Source organism: Allobosea sp. LC85, assembly GCF_000735605.1.
In the GTDB taxonomy this organism is placed as follows: domain Bacteria; phylum Pseudomonadota; class Alphaproteobacteria; order Rhizobiales; family Beijerinckiaceae; genus Allobosea.
The window spans coordinates 1-344 of record NZ_JPKG01000041.1 but is presented as its reverse complement, the minus strand read 5'-3'; the positions used below and the strand labels follow the sequence as shown (position 1 = coordinate 344).

At 59.3% G+C, this 344-nt stretch carries 1 protein-coding gene; it reads right to left on the bottom strand.

The annotated features are described in order from the left end of the window. The coding region (locus FG93_RS19655) for a transposase (RefSeq protein WP_043237350.1) at positions 1–175 on the bottom strand (175 nt) is incomplete at its 3' end. Positions 176–344 lie beyond the last annotated feature (169 nt).

The window sequence follows — 344 nt, the reverse complement described above, 5'->3', positions numbered from 1 at the left end:
AGTTCCCGAAATGCTCAGGCAGGTCGCGCCAGGGGCTCCCCGTGCGAGCGATCCACAGAACCGCGTCCACGAACCGGCGATTGTCGCTCCCGCTCCGCCCCGGATCGGTCGGCTTCCCCAGACAGTGCGGCTCCATCTTCGCCCATTGGGCGTCCGTCAAAACGTAGCGTTCCATCCAAAGTGTGAATCACATCTCTGACACTTTGTGAATCCCCACGAACCTTAGCATTACAGTTGCCTTTTTGATTTAACGTGAGCTTGCTGAGCGATGGCTTGATGGGCTCTTCGCCAGAGCGACCATGCGATGACGTGCGCTGGCTTGATGCGTCGCTGGGCGAGCCTGA